Origin of the sequence: Pantoea sp. LS15, from assembly GCF_012241585.1 — a bacterium.
Lineage (GTDB): Bacteria > Pseudomonadota > Gammaproteobacteria > Enterobacterales > Enterobacteriaceae > Enterobacter.
Genome location: NZ_JAAVXA010000014.1, coordinates 112,093 through 128,898, shown reverse-complemented (window position 1 = coordinate 128,898; position 16,806 = coordinate 112,093). Strand labels below are relative to the sequence as shown.

The window sequence follows — 16,806 nt, the reverse complement described above, 5'->3', positions numbered from 1 at the left end:
TCAAGAAGAACCCCGTACCGAAAGGTGCGGGGTTTTTTGCTTTGTGCGTAAAAAAGGTCAAGTGGCGACTTTGCCTTGCCCCCTTCGCTCGGCACCTTCATCCCGCTAGATGCCCCGTCATATACATTCTGGCTCCCGCAGGTTGGGCTACCGTCGGTCATAATCACAAACCGACAGCCCTGACTCTGCGTAGTTTTCAACGCCAGCCACGCCGCCAGCACACACGGCTGCGTTACATCGCGCCAGTGTTACAGCAGATCTGAGGAACAGGATTTATCGGTACCGTTGTAGCGGACAAGGTGCCCTGACAGGCAGGCGCTAAGCAGGATTATTTCTTTGACGGGCATGGGAGATACAAGGTGCGTGGTAACGCGCTTATCTCGATACCGGCGGATATAAGGTAGCAGAAAATGAGCGGGTGGCGGTTGGATTTTGGGGGAGAGGAAACGCGTATTATAATGAAAAACGAATAGTATCTTCTGCTCTGTAACCCCGTTTATGAACTGCCAGAGGCTAAGTCATGTGTTTTATTCTGAGCGGGTGATGCCAGAAGGAGACTCCTGGAAGTGATTGACAAATTTAAAAGGACGTTAGAAATGAATAAATATCTGTCTGGTCTGTGTGTTGTTTCTTTTTTTTATTTTTCTTCAATAGATTATGCATACTCTGCGGGTCTAAATAAAGTTCAGGTTAGTATCAAACCCAGCAGCGCTAATATAGGATATATCCCGGTAATTTCTGATGCAGATGAAATCGAGCCTTCTGATTTCAGGGCGTCGGATCTAAAGGAGATGCAGGATAGCCTGAGGAAGATGAAGTCCGACAACAGCAAAGTCGATGAGCTAACTCAGAAGGTTTTACAGCTTGAGAGAAAGAATTCTGAGCAGGAGAGTAAGATCGAGCGATTGCAAAGAAGCCTTGATGACATGAAGCGGAGCAACGACAACCTTTCAAATCAGGTCAGCAATTTATCCGGCAAAATTAAGTGATAAAAAAGAGCCACCGCCTGTATTAACTTACCGGGCTATTAGCGTAAGCGTGCCTGCATGAAAGCCACGCTTATCAGCGCCCAGAAATCGGCCGTAGCCATATAGCAAAAACCCAGCCATAGGCTGGGTTTTCTAAATAGTGGTGCCCGGACTCGGAATCGAACCAAGGACACGGGGATTTTCAATCCCCTGCTCTACCGACTGAGCTATCCGGGCAACGGAGCGCATTAAACCGCAATCAGGCCTTATCGTCAACCTTATTTCAGGAAAAGCCGTTCAATTGCTTAAGTTTGCGACAATCTGACGGTTTACGCGCTGAATATGGCAAATTTAACCGATTTGCTTACGTCAGTGCTCCGCCCATACGGCATTGAGCAAAGCGCAGAATGTCTTCAGCCAGTCGGTGCGCCGTATCCACATCAGCCTGGCTACGATTTACCAGCATGCGGCTCAGGCAACCCTCCAGTACCAGCTCCATCTGCTTAGCCACCATCGCCGGGTCATCCACTTCCAGTGTGGTCAGCAGTTCGTGGGTGAAGTCATGCGCCGCCCGTTTTTGCTGATCCGCCAACTGATGAATAGGATGGCCAGGATCAGGATAGAACGTACAGGCTGCAATAAACAGGCAGCCCGGATAACGGTTGTTACTGACACATTCGGTCAGAGCGGTATAGCGCGCCAGCAGCTTTTGTTCCGCTGTCAGTTCTTCATTCAGCATCAGTTGCCTGCGCCAGACATCAACCTGCTGGCTGAGATAGCGCAGAGCATCATAAAGCAGAGCCTCTTTATCCGGCCAGAAGCGCTTAAGCTCATCCTGAGGGTAATCGATACGGTCGGCTACCATCTCAAGCGTGGTGCTGGCGATCCCTTGAATCTCAAGTAATTGCAGGGCTTGTCCCAGTACGTCTTCACGTTGCACGGTTTTCTCCTCCGCTATTCCCAACGGTTTGTCCCGTCTAAAGTGTTGTTTACGGTTGGCGATCACGCAAATGTGTGCTGAAAGCCGCCGCATCCATAAACCCGGTTACGCGCTGTTCCGGCTGCTCTTTCCCCTGGTCATTGAAGAACAAAATGGTTGGCAGGCCGAGAACATTAAGTTGCTTCAGCAGGGCCTTGTCATGCGCACTGTTGGCTGTGACGTTCGCCTGGAGGAGAACAGTCTCTTTCAGAGCGCTTTGCACCTGTGGATCGCTAAAGGTGTATTTTTCGAACTCTTTACAGGCGACACACCAGTCAGCATAGAGATCGAGCATCACCGGTTTGCCTTTTGCCTGATCCAGAGCGCTATTGAGCTCATCCACAGTCTTTACCCTGGTGAAGTTCAGATGTGCCTGTGTCTCACCAACGTTTGTGCCAAACGCCCAGTCCTGTAACGGACGTACGCTCACCAGTGCGGCAGCGAGCAGACAAATTTGCACCAGACGCATCCATGGCTTTTTCGCCCCCAGGCTTGTGATAAATGCCCAGCTGAAGAAGGCTACGCCGAGCATTGCCCACAGTCGCATCCCCCAGATATCACCAATAATACGCTCCAGCAGAAACACCGGGAGTGCCAGAATGACAAAGCCAAACGCGGTTTTCACCGTTTCCATCCACGGGCCACTTTTCGGCAGCAGACGATTACCAAATACGGTTACCAGAATGAGTGGCAGACCCATCCCTAAAGCATAAAGGTACAACGTACCCCCGCCGAGCCACATATTGCCGCTCTGGGCAATGTAGAGCAGGATGGCGCTCAGTGGGGCCGTAGTGCACGGGGAACAAATCAAACCGGCGATGGCTCCCATCGCGAATACCCCACCCGCCGAGCCCCCCTGCTGACGATTACTCATCAGCGTTAAGCGGGTTTGCAGCGATGACGGTAGTTGCAGAGTAAACAAGCCAAACATCGACAGTGCCAGCAGGATGAAGACCACCGACAAGCCAATAAGCACATAAGGATGTTGAAGTGCCGCCTGGAACTGTAACCCGGCAGCGGCAACCACAAGGCCAAGGGCTGTGTAGGTCAACGCCATGCCTTGCACATAAATAAAGGCCAACAGCAGGGCGCGAGCGGTGGAAAGCCGTTGCTTACCGCCCAGCACGATGCCAGAGATGAGCGGATACATTGGCAGCACGCACGGTGTAAAGGCTATGCCAATACCGATCAGCAAGGCCCAAAGTGCTGAGAAAGGAAGGTCTGTGCGCTCATCGCTTGTCTCGCCTGAGGGGAGAGGGGAAAAGGTGGCCGCAGCTTTAACTTCACTGAGCGGAACCACCTTCGTTTCAGGGGGATAACAAAAGCCCGCATCGGCACAGCCCTGATAAGTCACGGTCAGTGTGGCACCTTTTTCGGCCTGATTCACAATGACCGGGACGCTTAAGCGCTGGCGGTAGATTTCACTTTTGCCGTAAAACTCATCCTTATGCCACTCGCCTGGAGGCATCTGTAAAGCGCCCACATTTGCCTGGGAAGGTGTGATACTGACCTGCTTGCGGTAGAGGTAATACCCCTCTTTGACCTGCCAGGTGAGATTCAGGTCGTGCTGGTTTTGCTGAAAATCGAAAACAAACGCCTGGTCGGCAGGGATAAAATTCGAACGGCCGGGTGCATCAAACAACCCGGCAAATACTGACGAGCTGCACAGCAGCAGGATCAGCGTAAGGAAGCGTTGAGCCATGAGAGATAGTCGTTATCGCCGTGGACTACTGGCAATACCAGCAGTTCTGGGGTTTGGTAAGGGTGATGAGATTTGAGGCAGTCCAGGAGTGCCTGCTGGTTCACCTGATTCGTTTTTAGCAACATCTGAACTTCGTACTCCTGCTCCAGTTTACCTTCCCAGCAGTAAAGGGAAGTGGCTCCGGGGAGGAGCGTAACGCAGGCTGCCAGTTTTTCGGCCAGCACTTTGGCGGCGAGATCCTGGGCAGAGGCTTCATCAGGGGCGGTACACAATACGACAACAGCATCAGGCGTGTTCACAAGTCGACCTCCTCATCACGAAAGTCTTCACTATATCACGCAAGACGATTGGTCATTAATGAAACGGGCCGCAGAGCGGCCCGATTTTAACTATTTTTACAACCACTCACCGTTTACAGCACCACACCACCAATGATAAAGCCGAGGATCACGCAGAGCGAAATCGCGACCACACCAGGGATCAGGAACGCATGGTTAAACACGTATTTACCGATACGGGTTGAACCGGTGTCGTCCATCTCCACTGCGGCCAGCAGGGTTGGATAGGTTGGCAGAACGAACAGAGCAGAAACCGCCGCAAACGAAGCGATTGCCGTCAGTGGCGTTACGCCCAGCATCAGTGCTGCAGGCATCAGCGCTTTGGTGGTCGCCGCCTGAGAGTAAAGCAGGGTAGCGGCAAAGAACAGGACTACCGCCAACAGCCATGGGTAGTTGTGCAGCAGGTCACCCGCAACGGTCTGGATGTCGCTGATGTGTGCTTTCACGAATGTATCACCGAGCCATGCAACGCCCAGTACGCAGACGCAGGCGCTCATGCCAGATTTGAAGGTGCTGGCATTCAGCACTTCGCTGGTGTCGATTTTACAGGTGATGCTAATCAGCGTCGCGATGGTCAACATGAACACCACAATCGCTTCGTTACGTGGCAGCACCGGGTTCTGGATCAAGCCCACCGTGTCACTGATGGCGGTCGCGTAGAACATGACTGCGACGATACCGATCAGGAACAGCAATACGGAGCGTTTTGCATGTGGTTTCAGTTCGAAGACCTGGCTGCCACGCAGTTTCACTTCACCCTTAGCCAGACGTTCCTGATACACCGGATCGTCTTTCAGTTCGGCGCCAAGGAAGTTACACAGTACGGCAGTAATCATCACCGCAATCAGCGTCACCGGAATACAGATCGCCAGCAGCGTCAGGTAACTCACGCCCATCGGTTCAAGAATACCGGCGAAGAAGACCACGGCAGCGGAAATTGGCGACGCAGTGATGGCAATTTGCGACGCAACTACCGCAATGGAGAGCGGACGAGACGGACGGATACCTTGTTCTTTCGCCACTTCGGTAATCACCGGCAGCGTGGAGAATGCGGTGTGTCCGGTTCCCGCGAGAATGGTCATAAACCATGTCACCAGCGGGGCAAGGAAGGTGATGTATTTTGGATGGCGGCGCAGCATACGCTCCGCCAGACTCACCAGGTAGTCCATACCGCCTGCCACCTGCATCGCTGCGATAGCGGCAATAACTGCCATGATGATTTCGATAACGTCAAAAGGTATTGCACCGGGTTTGATCTGAAAGATAAGTGTAAGAACGAGCACCCCGAGACCGCCGGCAAAACCAATGCCGATACCCCCGAGTCTTGCTCCCAAATAAATCGCCAACAAGACGATGACGAGTTCTGCTCCAAACATAAGGACCTGCCTTGCTTATTAACAAGTTGATATTGAATTGTTGTATTTTGGTAACGCCTAAAAAGAAAAAAGGCACGTCACAAGTGACGTGCCTTAAAGAAGCCTAGCCTGAACTGCTACTGTTCGCTTTCATCGGTATATCGTTTCGCTTTATATGCCGGGTGCATCAGGTTTTGGGCCGAGAAGATATCGTCCAGCTCGGCTTCGGTCAACAGTCCGCGTTCCAGAACCACTTCACGTACGCTCTTACCGGTTTCGGCGCAAATCTTACCGACGATGTCACCGTTGTGGTGACCGATGAACGGGTTGAGGTAGGTGACGATCCCGATGGAGTTGTAGACATAACCTTCACAGACTTCTTTATTCGCTGTGATGCCGTTAATGCATTTTTCCAGCAGGTTATAGCAGGCGTTGGTCAGGATGTGAATGGATTCAAACATCGCCTGGCCAATCACTGGCTCCATCACGTTCAGCTGCAACTGACCCGCTTCAGAGGCCATGGTCACAGTCGTGTCGTTACCGATGACTTTGAAGCAGACCTGGTTCACCACTTCAGGCACCACCGGGTTCACTTTGGCTGGCATGATGGACGAACCCGCCTGCAGTTCTGGCAGGTTGATTTCGTTCAGACCAGCACGCGGACCAGAGGAGAGCAAGCGCAGGTCGTTACAGATTTTGGACAGTTTCACCGCCAGACGTTTCAGGGCACTGTGTACCATCACATAAGCGCCACAGTCAGAGGTCGCTTCAATCAGGTCTTCTGCAGGGACAACCGGCAGGTTAGAGACTTCAGCCAGTTTCTGTACCGCCAGTTGCTGATAGCCATCCGGGGTGTTCAGACGTGTACCGATGGCGGTTGCGCCCAGGTTCACTTCCAGCAGCAACTCGGAGGTGCGCAGCAGGTTTTTCGTTTCTTCGTTGAGCAGCACGTTAAACGCATGGAATTCCTGGCCGAGGGTCATTGGCACTGCGTCCTGTAATTGGGTACGACCCATTTTCAGGATATCCTGGAACTCAACCGCTTTACGCTGGAAGCCATCACCCAGTTGGTTGATCGCATCCACCAGTTTCACCACGGAAGCATATACCGCAATGCGGAATCCAGTAGGGTAGGCGTCGTTGGTGGACTGGCATTTATTAACGTGGTCGTTCGGGTTCAGGTACTGGTATTCACCTTTCTGGTGACCCATCAGCTCCAGGCCAATGTTTGCCAGTACTTCGTTGGTATTCATGTTGACGGAGGTGCCCGCGCCGCCCTGATAGACGTCAACCGGGAACTGGTCCATACATTTGCCGTTGTTCAGCACTTCATCGCAGGCCGCGATAATCGCATTTGCCGCGCTTTTAGGAATGGTTTGCAGCTCTTTGTTGGCCAGTGCTGCGGCTTTCTTCACCATCACCATGCCACGGACAAATTCAGGGATGTCGCTGATTTTGCTGTTGCTGATGTAGAAGTTTTCAATCGCTCTCAGAGTGTGGACACCGTAGTAGGCATCCGCTGGAACTTCCCTGGTACCCAACAAGTCTTCTTCGATACGAATGTTGTTTAACATGTGAACCTTCTTTTCAAGCTGCCGATGGATTGTACTAAACACACAGTATTAATGTGGTTTTGAATATTTTCTGACCGACGATTATTCCCTCAATCAGCCAGATGCTCGAGATCATATGCTGATGATAGCGAATTGCCGTAAGCTGGATCACTTATTATCGAGCCGATTCCATGATAATTATTAATCTGTGAAATGAGTCACCGCTTTAATATTTCCAAAAAAAATATCCGTGCAAACTGATTGAAATTTCGCTAACCGTCACCATCTCATACAGACGCGCGTCGCGAACACATTCAGACAGGGGCCCAACGGCACCTGCCACACAGGAGATGCCAGTGCGCTGGATACCGTTTATTGCTTTCTTTCTCTATGTTTACATTGAGATTTCCATTTTCATCCAGGTTGCCCATGTGCTGGGCGTCCTGCTGACGCTGATTCTGGTGATTTTCACCTCCGTCATCGGCATGTCGCTGGTGCGTAATCAGGGTTTCAAAAATTTCCTGATAATGCAGCAGAAAATGGCTGCAGGTGAAAGCCCGGCCGCGGAGATGATCAAAAGCGTGTCGCTGATTATTGCGGGTCTGCTGCTGATTCTGCCGGGGTTCTTCACCGACTTCCTCGGCCTTTTATTGCTTCTGCCGCCGGTGCAAAAGCACCTGACCATGAAGCTGCTGCCGCATTTGCGCTTTAGTCGTATGCCGGGCGGTGGCTTCAGCACCGGCCCGGGTGATACGTTTGAAGGGGAATACCAACGTAAGGATGAACAGCACGACCGTTTAGACCATAAAGACGATCGCTGATTTTTTTGCCCGGTGGCGCTTCGCTTACCGGGCCTACGGATTCTGCCGTTTTGGTAAAAACAGCCACAGCCCTACCAGCATGACAATAGCGTACACGCTCTTCCATCCCACCATTGCCAGCAACAGCAGGCACAGTATTCCCCCGATGACCGCCAGCGCTTTGTAGCGACCTTTCAGCAGACGACAACCCGCCAGCATGCACAGCAGGTAGATCATGATGAAAATGCCGTTGGCGTAGACGATTAGCGCATCCAGATTGATATTCAGGGCGTAAATACACAGCGTACTCAACACGCAGCAGCCCAGTACGGCATTCAGGGCATTCAGCGGAAGCTGGCGTTTTGACAGACGCGCGAGACGATTTTCAGGCTTGTACAACGCTTGCGACCACACCAGGCGGGCAAAACTCTGAATGTAGATATTGAGGCTGGCAAAACAGGCAAGATAACCAATCACGCAGGCCACCCACAGGGCTTTCACCCCAAACAATTGCACCACAATGCCTGGTAGCGAGGCGGCAGCCGCTTTATCCGCCCCGAATGCGTTAAAGTGCAATACCAGCACGGTACACGCCCAATAGACTGTACCTGCCAGCAGCAGGCCTATCATTAGCGCGCGGGGGAAATCGCGTTCAGGCTGCTTAAATTCCGACGCCAGATGGGCAAAGGCTTCCAGACCGACAAAACACCAGAACATGATGGAGAGCGCGGCGAAAAGCTGTGAATGGTCGACATCCGTGAGTGCCGGGAAGGGGATTTCCGCTACGGTGAGATTTCCTGCCCACCAGATAGCGACAATCAGTGCGACGATAAGGATTGCGACCAGCGTTTGCAGATTGGCGCTGGAACTGGCTCCACGCGAACCGACCCACCAGACAATCGCCAGCGTACCCAGTTCGGCTAACAGCAGCTGCTCGTTATGCCAGCCAAACAGCGCCTGACCAAAGCCGGTCGCAATATGCAGCGCCGCAGGCAGACCAACCGGTATCACTGAAAGGAACAGCCAGCCGGTAACACGCTGCAACCGCGGGCCAAAGGCCAGCCCGACAAAATGCGCCACGCCACCCGCGCTGGGATAATGCCGCCCCAGGATGGCAAACACAATGGCTATCGGGAAAACCAATACAATCAGCACCGGCCACGCCCACAGGCTATTATTTCCGGATACCATCGCCGCCAGTGCGGGTACGGCAAATACGCCTGTTCCTAACAAGGAGGTTGAGAGCAGGCCAACGCCTTGCGCCAGCCCCAACTCCTGCTTGAGTCCACTCATTGACATCGCCCTGCCAGTACTAAAAGAGAGGCGATGGTAACACTTTCGCAAATTTTTTTTTCAACTCCCCCTTGAAGGGGTAAAAAGCTATCCCCATCTCTCAGGGCACTAGCCGGAAAATCGCATGCGGGCCGGCGTCATCCATAACTGATAATGACTTTCTCAAAGGAGAGCTATCAATGAGTATTCGTCCGTTACATGATCGTGTGATCGTCAAACGTAAAGAAGTTGAAACCAAGTCTGCTGGCGGCATCGTTCTGACCGGTTCTGCAGCAGCCAAATCAACGCGTGGCGAAATCATCGCTGTCGGTAAGGGCCGCATCCTAGAAAACGGAACTGTGCAGCCACTGGACGTTAAAGTTGGTGACATCGTAATTTTCAACGATGGCTACGGCGTGAAATCCGAGAAGATCGACAATGAAGAAGTGTTGATCATGTCCGAGAGCGACATTCTGGCAATTGTTGAAGCGTAATTTACGCACGAGAATTTGAGGAAATAAGAACATGGCAGCTAAAGACGTAAAATTCGGTAACGACGCTCGTGTAAAAATGCTCCGCGGCGTAAACGTACTGGCAGATGCAGTTAAAGTAACTCTGGGCCCGAAAGGCCGTAACGTAGTGCTGGATAAATCCTTCGGCGCGCCAACCATCACCAAAGATGGTGTTTCTGTAGCACGTGAAATCGAGCTGGAAGATAAGTTCGAAAACATGGGCGCGCAGATGGTGAAAGAAGTTGCCTCTAAAGCGAACGACGCTGCTGGCGACGGTACCACCACCGCGACCGTACTGGCGCAGGCTATCATCACCGAAGGTCTGAAAGCCGTTGCTGCTGGCATGAACCCAATGGATCTGAAACGTGGTATCGACAAAGCTGTCGCTGCTGCTGTTGAAGAACTGAAATCTCTGTCTGTACCATGCTCTGACTCTAAAGCCATTGCTCAGGTAGGTACCATCTCTGCTAACTCCGACGAAACCGTAGGTAAACTGATCGCAGAAGCGATGGATAAAGTCGGTAAAGAAGGCGTGATCACCGTTGAAGACGGTACCGGTCTGGAAGACGAACTGGACGTGGTTGAAGGTATGCAGTTTGACCGCGGTTACCTGTCCCCATACTTCATCAACAAGCCAGAGACTGGCGCTGTTGAGCTGGAAAGCCCGTTCATCCTGCTGGCTGACAAGAAAATCTCCAACATCCGCGAAATGCTGCCAGTGCTGGAAGCCGTTGCGAAAGCAGGCAAACCGCTGGTTATTATCGCTGAAGACGTTGAAGGCGAAGCGCTGGCGACCCTGGTGGTTAACACCATGCGTGGCATCGTGAAAGTGGCTGCGGTTAAAGCACCTGGCTTCGGCGATCGCCGTAAAGCGATGCTGCAGGATATCGCGACTCTGACTGGCGGTACCGTTATCTCTGAAGAGATCGGTATGGAGCTGGAAAAAGCGACCCTGGAAGACCTGGGCCAGGCTAAACGCGTTGTGATCAACAAAGACACCACCACCATCATTGATGGCGTAGGTGAAGAAGCTGCTATCCAGGGCCGTGTTGGTCAGATCCGTAAGCAAATCGAAGAAGCCACCTCTGATTACGACCGTGAAAAACTGCAGGAGCGCGTAGCGAAACTGGCAGGCGGTGTTGCAGTCATCAAAGTGGGTGCAGCGACTGAAGTTGAAATGAAAGAGAAGAAAGCACGCGTTGACGATGCCCTGCACGCGACCCGTGCTGCGGTAGAAGAAGGCGTGGTTGCTGGTGGTGGTGTTGCGCTGGTGCGTGTTGCCGCTAAACTGGCTGGCCTGACTGCACAGAACGAAGATCAGAACGTGGGTATCAAAGTTGCACTGCGTGCAATGGAAGCGCCTCTGCGTCAGATCGTATCCAACGCCGGTGAAGAGCCATCTGTGGTTGCGAACAACGTGAAAGCAGGCGAAGGTAACTACGGTTACAACGCAGCGACTGAAGAATACGGCAACATGATCGACTTCGGTATCCTGGACCCAACTAAAGTGACTCGTTCTGCTCTGCAGTACGCGGCATCTGTTGCTGGTCTGATGATCACTACCGAGTGCATGGTGACTGACCTGCCTAAAGGCGACGCACCTGACTTAGGTGCTGCTGGTATGGGCGGCATGGGCGGTATGGGCGGCATGATGTAATCGTGCGCTCTACGTCGTAGAATGTGAAAAACCCCCGGGCAGAAATGCTCGGGGGTTTTTCTTTTGGTCATCTTTTAGGTATAAGGTTTACACACGGACAACTACTGTCCAGCTTATTGAAAACGAGGAATAACATGCGCGTAAAAGTCTGTGCAGGGATCGTAGGAGCAGCATTGCTGCTGGCGGGTTGTAGCTCCAGCAATGAACTGTCGGCAGCGGGCCAGGGCGTTCGCTTTGTGGAAGATAAGCCTGGCAGTGAATGTCAGCTGTTAGGCACGGCAAGCGGTGAGCAAAGCAACTGGATGTCGGGTCAGCATGGCGAGGAAGGTGGTTCTATGCGCGGTGCAGCGAATGCCCTGCGTAACCAGGCTGCGGCCATGGGTGGGAACGTGATTTACGGCGTAAGCAGCCCAACGCAGAGTATGCTGTCCAGCTTCGTGCCGACCGCCAGCCAGATGAATGGCCAGGTCTACAAGTGCCCGAACTGATTGCCTTTTTCCCTCTCCCGGTGGGAGAGGGTTAGGGTGAGGGGAAACTAGTGCTGCCGCAGCTGTAAATCCAGCGGCGTCTTACTCGGCTCACCGCCAATCTCACGTGCCAGCTTCGGTACCATATAGCCTGAAACCAGCGTTAACAGTTCGCGCATAATCTGCCGGGCTTCTTCATCCGTTACCATGAAATGTGCCGCACCCTGAACGCGATCCAGCACGTGCAGGTAATAGGGCATCACTCCGGCATCAAACAGGGCATTGCTCAGATCAGCCAGTACACGGGCGCTATCATTCACGCCCCGCAGCAGCACGCTCTGGTTCAGCAGTGTTACCCCTGCTTTACGCAAACGTACCATTGCCGCACGAAACTCGCTGTCGATTTCATTGGCGTGGTTAATGTGGTTCACCAGCAGCACCTGCAAACGGGACTGCTCCAGACGTGAAACCAGAGCATCAGTGATACGTGCTGGAATGACAATTGGTAAACGACTATGAATACGCAGACGTTTGATGTGCGGGATGGCTTCAAGCTGGTTTAGCAGCCAGTCCAGCTCATGATCTTTCGCCATCAGCGGGTCACCACCGGAAAAAATGATCTCGTCCAGCTCGGGATGGGCGGCAATATAGTCCAGCGCGACCTGCCAGTTGCGTTTATTACCCTGATTTTCCGCATACGGGAAGTGCCGACGGAAGCAATAACGACAATTTACCGCGCAGCCACCTTTTACCAGCAGCAGGGCTCGGTTGAGATACTTATGCAGTAAACCTGGCACCACACTGTTCTGCTCTTCCAGAGGATCAGTGCTATATCCCGGCGCAGTAATAAACTCATCCTGCGAGGTAAGCGTTTGTTTTAATAAAGGATCATCGGGGTTCCCCTTCTCCATTCTGGCAACAAACGCGCGGGGAACACGCAAGGCAAAGAGGCGCTTCGCCTCACGGCCTGCAAGCAACTCTGGGTGCTGATCGAGGTCTAAAAGACGCAGCAATTCATCAGGACTGGTGATTACATCGGCAAGTTGCGATAACCAATCTTCTCTGGACGGGGTGTTTAGGGTTACAATATGCGCCATTTTGTGGCTTAGCTACCAGTTAACAAATTTAGAGGGCCTTATGGCAACGTACTATAGCAACGATTTTCGTGCTGGTCTTAAAATCATGATGGACGGCGAACCGTACGCGGTTGAAGCCAGCGAATTCGTTAAACCAGGTAAAGGCCAGGCATTCGCACGCGTTAAGCTGCGCCGCCTGTTGACCGGTACTCGTGTTGAGAAAACCTTCAAGTCTACTGACTCTGCTGAAGGCGCTGATGTTGTTGATATGAACCTGACCTACCTGTACAACGACGGTGAGTTCTATCATTTCATGAACAACTCCACTTTCGAACAGCTGTCTGCTGATGAGAAAGCGGTAGGTGATAGCGCGAAATGGCTGCTGGATCAGGCTGAGTGCATCGTAACCCTGTGGAATGGCCAGCCTATCGCTGTGACCCCACCGAACTTCGTTGAGCTGGAAATCGTTGAAACCGATCCAGGTCTGAAAGGTGACACCGCAGGTACTGGTGGTAAGCCAGCCAAACTGTCTACCGGTGCAGTGGTTAAAGTTCCACTGTTCGTACAGACTGGCGAAGTGATCAAAGTGGATACCCGCTCCGGCGAATACGTATCTCGCGTGAAGTAATAGTAAAGGCGCAGCGCCCGCTGCGCCTGATTTTTGCAGGCAGGGATGATGAAACGTACCGTTAAAATTCTACTTCTGTTAGCACTCTCCAGCGCCTTGCTTTCCGGCTGTAACACTACGCGTGGAATGGGGGAAGATATCCAGGATCTTGGTCATATCATTTCTCATGCAGCCAGCTAAGTTCGTTTACTTTTCCTAAAAATGTCTCCCTTTCCGTCAACTGACGGGATTTTGTCTATTCTTAAGTTGCTATACACAAAACAACTTTGGCTATAAAAGGAAGATATTATGGTTAAGAAGACAATTGCAGCGATCTTTTCAGTCCTGGTTCTTTCTTCTGTGTTAACTGCCTGTAATACCACGCGTGGCGTAGGTCAGGATATTTCTGAAGGTGGTAACGCAATCTCTGGCGCTGCAACAAAAGCTCAGCAGTAATTAACAAACGGTACGAGACCTGACGGGTTTCGTACCGTCAGCTTTCTGATTCCTGCAGGGATAAAAACGGTGAAAAACGGGTATCCATATGCAATTTCATGCGGATATTTCGTTTATAGGTATAGACCGTTTTCCCGTTGATACTCAGGTGAGCGGCAATTTTCTGATTGCTCGCGCCGTCCATCCACAATGTCAGCACCTTCTCTTCCTGGCGAGTCAGCAGGGGGACTGCGACTTTTGGTCTGTCAGCATTCTTGTGTGAGATTAATGCGTCGTTGATCACCGTTGCCAGTTCTTCAAGAACGGTATCTTTCAACAGCGAAGACCAGACAGGGAACTGTCTGAGCCAGTCTTTCATACCGCTGTCTTCTCCCGATTGCAGCAAGATAAAAGGTAATCTTTCACTGGCGTTAAGTAAGGTAGAGAGCTGCTGGTAATGGTGAATATCCTGCCTGAAACCGTAAAGGTCAGCGATAACCAGATTGGGTTTCCATTGCAGAATGTGCTCTCTGGCAAGAAATAGATTATTCAGCCCGGTCACAACGTAGTGCCCCGGGAACAAACCGGAGTGATTGAGCCATGCTTCAAACCCTGCACGGGTGAAGTGACAACGGTCAATCAATAGAATTTTGAACATATTTTATTCGCAGTCGGCTAGTGGTTTGGCTTCCTGCCATCAGAAAGCACATCATCATAGAGAAGTCAGATGAGTGATAAATGCCTGAACTCCGCGCCATACTGCGGCTATTTCTTGCCTTAACGTGTTCAGCAGAAAAGGATTGAAAAAAAATCGCACGCTAAGCAAAATAAAGGGCGTAATCTTTGCCTTGCGGGACGACCCGTAAGCGTATCTTTCACCGGGGACGGCCCCAACTTACCTGTAAGTTAAGGAGCCTGAAATGTCCTGGATCGTTCTTTTAATTGCCGGCCTGCTCGAAGTGGTATGGGCGATTGGTCTCAAGTACACCCACGGATTTACCCGTCTGACGCCCAGCGTCATTACCGTTAGCGCGATGATAGTGAGTATCGTCCTGTTGTCGTGGGCGATGCGTTCTCTGCCTGTGGGAACGGCTTATGCTGTCTGGACAGGGATTGGCGCCGTAGGCGCGGCCATCACGGGCATTCTGCTGCTGGGAGAGTCAGCGAGCCTGGCGCGTATCGCCAGCCTCGCTCTGATCGTGGCCGGTATCATTGGGTTGAAACTCAGCACGCATTAATGGGGTTGTTCTACCCAGATGAGTTTTGACACATCAAACCCCTGTCGGGTCGCAACATCCAGCATCTGCTGTTTCATCTCAGACGAAATGGTCGGCGTGCGGGAGAGTATCCACAGGTAGTTGCGATCCGGCCCGCAAACCAGCGCATGGCGGTACTCTTTGTCGAGTGCTATCACGTTGTAGCCGCCATAGAAGGGGCCAAAGAAGGAGACTTTGAGCGCGGCCCTCCGTGGGTCGCCAGTGAAGTATGCTTTTCCTGTCGACTGCTGCCACATCTCCCGATCAGGATTATAACCCCGGTTAATAACCTGAATACCGCCATCATCCATTGGGCTGTAATGTGCTGTCACTTTCTCTAAGCCCCGTTCAAACCGATGGTCCAGGCGGGCGATTTCATACCATGTTCCGAGGAAGCGTTGTGCATCGAAAGGCGTGACAACGGTAACGCCAGAAGGTGGGGTAGGGGAACTACAGGCAACCACTAAAAACGCGGCTGTCACCGCGGCGATAACAGGCAGAATGCGCATAGGAGTTTCCTTACTGTTTTTTTGTTAAGTGTAGATGACGGCAAGGAAAATGCGGGGTGTTTTGCCGGGTAAGCGGAGTCGCCACCCGGCAATGTTTTACTTCAGCGCGTCGAGGATACGATATGCCGCCTCAACTCGCGCCGGGTTCGGGTAGCTTTTATTTGCCAGCATCACAATGCCGAGCTGCTTTTCTGGAATAAACGCCACATAGCTACCAAACCCGCCAGTAGAGCCCGTTTTATGCACCCAGGACGCTTTTACCGGGGGGGCCGTGGGGTTCACTTCTACCGCAGGCAACGGTGCCAGGGCCACCTTATTATCGCTACCCTCGACCACAGTTTTGGCTTCTACCGGCCAGTTCAGCATCTCCCAGCCTAACCCTTGATACATAGCACCTACGCGCCAGTAGCGGGATTGCGCAAGGGCGATCCCTTGCTTCAGAGAGGCATCCTGCAGAGTCTCGGGGGACATGTTCGCCATCACCCAGCTTGCCATATCTTTGACGTTGGTTTTCACGCCATAGGCTTCAGCGTCCAGCATGCCCGGCGAAACGTGGACTGCTTTACCGTCACGGTATCCCCAGGCGTAATGCTCTTGTTCAGATTGCGGAACGTTAATCCACGTATGGTCCAGCTTGAGCGGCTTAAAGACTCGCGTCGTCATGGCCTGCTCATAGCTCATGCCGGAAGGTTTGACCGCAAGGGTGCCAAAAAGACCAATACTGGCGTTCGCATAAAGACGCGTGGTTCCCGGCTTCCACGCTGGCTGCCAGTCTTGATAGAAGCGCTGCAGGGAGGCGTTATCGGTCACCTCATCCGGTACCTGTAATGGCAGACCACCCGCAGTATAGGTAGCCAGATCCAGCATGCGAATTCCCTGCCACTGCTTGCCTGTCAGCTCAGGCCAGTATTTCGTCACCGGATCGCTCAGGGAAATTTCACCGCGAGCAATGGCATCGCCACCCAGAACGCCGGTGAAGGTTTTACTTATAGAACCCAGCTCGAACAACGTTTGCGGGGTAACAGGTTTGTTCGCCGCGATATCGGCTTTGCCGAAGGTAAAGTAGTGCGGCTGACCCTGGTAAATGACCGCGACCGCCATCCCCGGGATGGCCTGCGCTTTCATCAGCGGGGTAACGGTACGTTCGACCGCTGCAGCCAGCTGTTTTTCTGACATCGGTGCAGCAAAGACGGAACAGGAGGTGCTGAGTAACAGGGCGCAGCAAAGGGATTTTTTCATCATCAGTTATCTTCCATAATAGCAGGTCAAGGGAGTGTCCGGGCCCGTCAGACTGCTGTAGTCTGTGGGATTTGACTGTCG

19 protein-coding genes, 1 tRNA gene and 1 pseudogene are annotated in these 16,806 nt (G+C 52.4%); 9 read left to right on the top strand and 12 right to left on the bottom strand.

Annotated elements, in window-relative coordinates; translation table 11 throughout:
- A pseudogene (locus HED65_RS18495) lies at positions 1 to 230 on the bottom strand (hypothetical protein); the annotation flags it as partial.
- A 366-nt stretch (positions 231 to 596) separates the two neighbouring features.
- Here HED65_RS18495 and HED65_RS18490 point away from each other — a divergent pair.
- Positions 597 to 989, top strand: a complete 393-nt coding sequence (locus tag HED65_RS18490) for a hypothetical protein (protein ID WP_114979671.1) — start codon at positions 597 to 599, stop codon at positions 987 to 989.
- A 140-nt stretch (positions 990 to 1,129) separates the two neighbouring features.
- On the opposite strand, the gene HED65_RS18485 is transcribed toward HED65_RS18490, so the two are convergent.
- The 6 genes from HED65_RS18485 to aspA all read right to left on the bottom strand — a co-directional run bounded on the left by HED65_RS18485 (position 1,130) and on the right by aspA (position 6,916).
- Positions 1,130 to 1,205: transfer RNA gene (locus HED65_RS18485), tRNA-Phe, on the bottom strand.
- 127 nt (positions 1,206 to 1,332) lie between these two features.
- Positions 1,333 to 1,908 carry a transcriptional regulator gene (locus HED65_RS18480; RefSeq protein ID WP_114979668.1) on the bottom strand — a complete coding sequence of 192 codons (576 nt, stop codon included), beginning with the start codon at positions 1,906 to 1,908 and terminating at the stop codon, positions 1,333 to 1,335.
- A 49-nt stretch (positions 1,909 to 1,957) separates the two neighbouring features.
- Positions 1,958 to 3,649, bottom strand: coding sequence for a protein-disulfide reductase DsbD (locus tag HED65_RS18475; protein WP_114979667.1), 1,692 nt, complete (start codon positions 3,647 to 3,649; stop codon positions 1,958 to 1,960).
- Positions 3,625 to 3,948 (bottom strand): divalent cation tolerance protein CutA, encoded by a 324-nt coding sequence (gene cutA / locus HED65_RS18470; RefSeq protein ID WP_114979666.1) that lies wholly within the window; start codon positions 3,946 to 3,948, stop codon positions 3,625 to 3,627. Before cutA ends, HED65_RS18475 begins: the two co-directional genes overlap by 25 nt.
- 113 nt (positions 3,949 to 4,061) lie before the next feature.
- The gene (locus HED65_RS18465) at positions 4,062 to 5,363 is read right to left on the bottom strand and encodes an anaerobic C4-dicarboxylate transporter (protein ID WP_032662382.1); all 1,302 of its coding nucleotides are present in this window, start codon (positions 5,361 to 5,363) and stop codon (positions 4,062 to 4,064) included.
- A gap of 116 nt (positions 5,364 to 5,479) precedes the next feature.
- The gene (aspA, locus tag HED65_RS18460) at positions 5,480 to 6,916 is read right to left on the bottom strand and encodes an aspartate ammonia-lyase (protein ID WP_003855923.1); all 1,437 of its coding nucleotides are present in this window, start codon (positions 6,914 to 6,916) and stop codon (positions 5,480 to 5,482) included.
- A gap of 335 nt (positions 6,917 to 7,251) precedes the next feature.
- On the opposite strand from aspA, the gene HED65_RS18455 reads away from it, so the two are divergent.
- Complete coding sequence (locus HED65_RS18455) at positions 7,252 to 7,716, top strand: FxsA family protein (protein WP_025758222.1); 465 nt, start codon at positions 7,252 to 7,254, stop codon at positions 7,714 to 7,716.
- A gap of 33 nt (positions 7,717 to 7,749) precedes the next feature.
- On the opposite strand, the gene yjeH is transcribed toward HED65_RS18455, so the two are convergent.
- Positions 7,750 to 8,988 (bottom strand): L-methionine/branched-chain amino acid transporter, encoded by a 1,239-nt coding sequence (gene yjeH, locus HED65_RS18450; protein WP_114979665.1) that lies wholly within the window; start codon positions 8,986 to 8,988, stop codon positions 7,750 to 7,752.
- A 179-nt stretch (positions 8,989 to 9,167) separates the two neighbouring features.
- Here yjeH and HED65_RS18445 point away from each other — a divergent pair, with 179 nt between their 5' ends.
- The 3 genes from HED65_RS18445 (at position 9,168) to HED65_RS18435 (ending at position 11,624) form a co-directional block, all read left to right on the top strand.
- Entirely contained in the window at positions 9,168 to 9,461 is a 294-nt protein-coding gene (locus tag HED65_RS18445; RefSeq protein ID WP_003855929.1) for a co-chaperone GroES, read from the top strand.
- 31 nt (positions 9,462 to 9,492) lie between these two features.
- Entirely contained in the window at positions 9,493 to 11,136 is a 1,644-nt protein-coding gene (groL, locus tag HED65_RS18440) for a chaperonin GroEL (RefSeq protein WP_114979664.1), read from the top strand.
- A 134-nt stretch (positions 11,137 to 11,270) separates the two neighbouring features.
- A complete protein-coding gene (locus HED65_RS18435; RefSeq protein WP_114979663.1) occupies positions 11,271 to 11,624 on the top strand; it encodes a DUF4156 domain-containing protein in 354 nt (117 codons plus the stop codon).
- A 47-nt stretch (positions 11,625 to 11,671) separates the two neighbouring features.
- Here the strand turns inward: HED65_RS18435 and epmB are convergent, their stop codons facing one another.
- Positions 11,672 to 12,700, bottom strand: a complete 1,029-nt coding sequence (gene epmB / locus HED65_RS18430) for an EF-P beta-lysylation protein EpmB (protein ID WP_114979662.1) — start codon at positions 12,698 to 12,700, stop codon at positions 11,672 to 11,674.
- A gap of 40 nt (positions 12,701 to 12,740) precedes the next feature.
- Here epmB and efp point away from each other — a divergent pair, with 40 nt between their 5' ends.
- The 3 genes from efp (at position 12,741) to ecnB (ending at position 13,742) form a co-directional block, all read left to right on the top strand.
- On the top strand, positions 12,741 to 13,307 hold the full coding sequence (efp, locus tag HED65_RS18425) for an elongation factor P (protein WP_010427766.1): 567 nt from the start codon (positions 12,741 to 12,743) through the stop codon (positions 13,305 to 13,307).
- Between the two features lie 48 nt (positions 13,308 to 13,355).
- Positions 13,356 to 13,487: an entericidin A/B family lipoprotein gene (locus HED65_RS18420; protein WP_013095266.1), complete on the top strand. Its 132-nt coding sequence runs from the start codon at positions 13,356 to 13,358 to the stop codon at positions 13,485 to 13,487.
- A 108-nt stretch (positions 13,488 to 13,595) separates the two neighbouring features.
- On the top strand, positions 13,596 to 13,742 hold the full coding sequence (gene ecnB / locus HED65_RS18415) for a lipoprotein toxin entericidin B (protein ID WP_114979661.1): 147 nt from the start codon (positions 13,596 to 13,598) through the stop codon (positions 13,740 to 13,742).
- A gap of 37 nt (positions 13,743 to 13,779) precedes the next feature.
- On the opposite strand, the gene HED65_RS18410 is transcribed toward ecnB, so the two are convergent.
- Complete coding sequence (locus HED65_RS18410) at positions 13,780 to 14,379, bottom strand: response regulator transcription factor (protein ID WP_114979660.1); 600 nt, start codon at positions 14,377 to 14,379, stop codon at positions 13,780 to 13,782.
- 262 nt (positions 14,380 to 14,641) lie between these two features.
- On the opposite strand from HED65_RS18410, the gene sugE reads away from it, so the two are divergent.
- Entirely contained in the window at positions 14,642 to 14,959 is a 318-nt protein-coding gene (gene sugE / locus HED65_RS18405) for a quaternary ammonium compound efflux SMR transporter SugE (RefSeq protein ID WP_114979659.1), read from the top strand.
- Here the strand turns inward: sugE and HED65_RS18400 are convergent.
- Positions 14,956 to 15,486, bottom strand: a complete 531-nt coding sequence (locus HED65_RS18400; RefSeq protein WP_114979658.1) for a lipocalin family protein — start codon at positions 15,484 to 15,486, stop codon at positions 14,956 to 14,958. The genes sugE and HED65_RS18400 overlap by 4 nt on opposite strands.
- A 96-nt stretch (positions 15,487 to 15,582) precedes the next feature.
- Positions 15,583 to 16,728 carry an ACT family cephalosporin-hydrolyzing class C beta-lactamase gene (blaACT, locus tag HED65_RS18395; protein ID WP_114979657.1) on the bottom strand — a complete coding sequence of 382 codons (1,146 nt, stop codon included), beginning with the start codon at positions 16,726 to 16,728 and terminating at the stop codon, positions 15,583 to 15,585.
- Positions 16,729 to 16,806 lie beyond the last annotated feature (78 nt).

What these genes read in the sequence shown, in the direction of transcription:
- HED65_RS18490 (WP_114979671.1), top strand. Translation starts at nt 597, where the DNA reads ATGAATAAATATCTGTCTGGTCTGTGTGTTGTTTCTTTTTTTTATTTT.
- HED65_RS18475 (WP_114979667.1), bottom strand. Translation starts at nt 3,649, where the DNA reads ATGGCTCAACGCTTCCTTACGCTGATCCTGCTGCTGTGCAGCTCGTCA.
- HED65_RS18465 (WP_032662382.1), bottom strand. Translation starts at nt 5,363, where the DNA reads ATGTTTGGAGCAGAACTCGTCATCGTCTTGTTGGCGATTTATTTGGGA.
- aspA (WP_003855923.1), bottom strand. Translation starts at nt 6,916, where the DNA reads ATGTTAAACAACATTCGTATCGAAGAAGACTTGTTGGGTACCAGGGAA.
- yjeH (WP_114979665.1), bottom strand. Translation starts at nt 8,988, where the DNA reads ATGAGTGGACTCAAGCAGGAGTTGGGGCTGGCGCAAGGCGTTGGCCTG.
- HED65_RS18445 (WP_003855929.1), top strand. Translation starts at nt 9,168, where the DNA reads ATGAGTATTCGTCCGTTACATGATCGTGTGATCGTCAAACGTAAAGAA.
- groL (WP_114979664.1), top strand. Translation starts at nt 9,493, where the DNA reads ATGGCAGCTAAAGACGTAAAATTCGGTAACGACGCTCGTGTAAAAATG.
- HED65_RS18435 (WP_114979663.1), top strand. Translation starts at nt 11,271, where the DNA reads ATGCGCGTAAAAGTCTGTGCAGGGATCGTAGGAGCAGCATTGCTGCTG.
- epmB (WP_114979662.1), bottom strand. Translation starts at nt 12,700, where the DNA reads ATGGCGCATATTGTAACCCTAAACACCCCGTCCAGAGAAGATTGGTTA.
- efp (WP_010427766.1), top strand. Translation starts at nt 12,741, where the DNA reads ATGGCAACGTACTATAGCAACGATTTTCGTGCTGGTCTTAAAATCATG.
- HED65_RS18420 (WP_013095266.1), top strand. Translation starts at nt 13,356, where the DNA reads ATGAAACGTACCGTTAAAATTCTACTTCTGTTAGCACTCTCCAGCGCC.
- ecnB (WP_114979661.1), top strand. Translation starts at nt 13,596, where the DNA reads ATGGTTAAGAAGACAATTGCAGCGATCTTTTCAGTCCTGGTTCTTTCT.
- HED65_RS18410 (WP_114979660.1), bottom strand. Translation starts at nt 14,379, where the DNA reads ATGTTCAAAATTCTATTGATTGACCGTTGTCACTTCACCCGTGCAGGG.
- sugE (WP_114979659.1), top strand. Translation starts at nt 14,642, where the DNA reads ATGTCCTGGATCGTTCTTTTAATTGCCGGCCTGCTCGAAGTGGTATGG.
- HED65_RS18400 (WP_114979658.1), bottom strand. Translation starts at nt 15,486, where the DNA reads ATGCGCATTCTGCCTGTTATCGCCGCGGTGACAGCCGCGTTTTTAGTG.
- blaACT (WP_114979657.1), bottom strand. Translation starts at nt 16,728, where the DNA reads ATGATGAAAAAATCCCTTTGCTGCGCCCTGTTACTCAGCACCTCCTGT.